The organism is Oleiphilus sp. HI0066 (assembly GCF_001635725.1).
In genome coordinates this window covers 1-1,438 of sequence record NZ_LWFH01001386.1, presented here as the reverse complement: position 1 = coordinate 1,438, position 1,438 = coordinate 1, and the positions used below count along the sequence as shown (strand labels likewise).

The following is a 1,438-nucleotide window of genomic DNA, read 5'->3' as shown; positions in this document are numbered from 1 at the left end:
CCTGTTCTTAAAAAGCTCATCGGTAAGATTATGAGTGCTTGGTACCCAAGCTTGGCGCTTAAAAATAAGGTTGACCCTAATATTGTCTGTGGAAATCCAGACGTTGTACGAGCTTATATGAATGACCCGTTAAATCACGGTCTCGTATCGGCGCGATGGTTTAGTGATTATCTACAGCAGATCGAACGCCTTAAAAAAGAAGCGGCTAGTATTCGAGTGCCTGTTGCTATCTGGCATGGCGAGAAAGATGAGTTGGTGGCTCCATGGGTCGGTAAACAGTTGCACGAAGGTCTTCAATGCTCGGGCAAGCAATTTCATACCGTTGAAAACGCCTTGCACGAAATTCTATTCGAGCAGAATTGGCAGTCTTTGGCTGGCGATATGAAAGTCTGGTTAGAGCAGTATTAAATTCACAATCACAGGCCGCTATGTATTGGCGGTAATCGTAGCAAAAGTGTAGAATACGCGCCTTTTTACGATTGCCCTCAAGGACTGTGAATGCTTGAAGTAAATCCTATTGTTCAGAAGATTAAAGAAATGCTCGAGCGTGTTGTAACGCTTAGGGGGTATCTTTGACTTCGATACCAAAAATGAGCGCTTAGTTGAAGTTACGCGCGAGCTAGAAGATCCTGCTGTCTGGGACAATCCCGAAAATGCGCAAGCGCTTGGTAAAGAGCGTTCAAGTCTCGAAGCTGTTGTCACTACCATCGAAGATTTAGAAAGCGGATTGAATGACTGCCAAGACCTATTAGATATGGCGGTTGAAGAGCAAGACGAGGACGCTGTGAACGACGTTCAAAGTGAAATCGAAAGCTTAGAAGAAAAGCTAGCTACTCTTGAGTTCCGTCGTATGTTCTCTGGCGAAATGGATCCCAATAACGCGTACTTAGATATTCAATCTGGTTCGGGCGGTACTGAAGCACAAGATTGGGCATCGATGATTATGCGCATGTATTTGCGTTGGGGTGAGCAAAAAGGGTTTAAAACTGAGTTAGTTGAAGTGTCTGATGGAGAGGTCGCAGGTATTAAAAGTGCGACCATTCAATTCACAGGTGAATATGCTTTCGGCTGGCTCAGAACAGAAACAGGTGTGCATCGCCTAGTTCGTAAATCACCTTTTGATTCGGGAAATCGTCGCCATACTTCATTTGCTTCTGTGTTCGTCTCCCCAGAGATTGATGACAATGTCGACATTGAAATTAACCCAGCAGATTTGCGTATCGATACATATCGATCAAGTGGTGCGGGTGGTCAGCACGTCAACACGACGGATTCAGCGATTCGTATCACGCACGAACCTTCGGGTATTGTTGTTCAGTGTCAAAATCAGCGTTCACAGCATCAGAACAAAGACAAGGCCATGCAACAGTTGCGTGCCAAACTCTATGAACTTGAGATGATGAAGCGTAGTGAAGCAGCACAAGCCTTAGAAGAGAGC

Annotated in this window: 1 protein-coding gene and 1 pseudogene; both read left to right on the top strand. The window is 45.2% G+C overall.

The features are described 5' to 3' along the window. Positions 1 to 408: serine aminopeptidase domain-containing protein (locus tag A3738_RS20945; protein ID WP_197473946.1), on the top strand; the 408-nt coding region annotated here is incomplete at its 5' end. Positions 409 to 498: 90 nt separating this feature from the next. Further along, positions 499 to 1,438 (top strand): annotated as a pseudogene (prfB, locus tag A3738_RS20940) (peptide chain release factor 2); the annotation flags it as partial.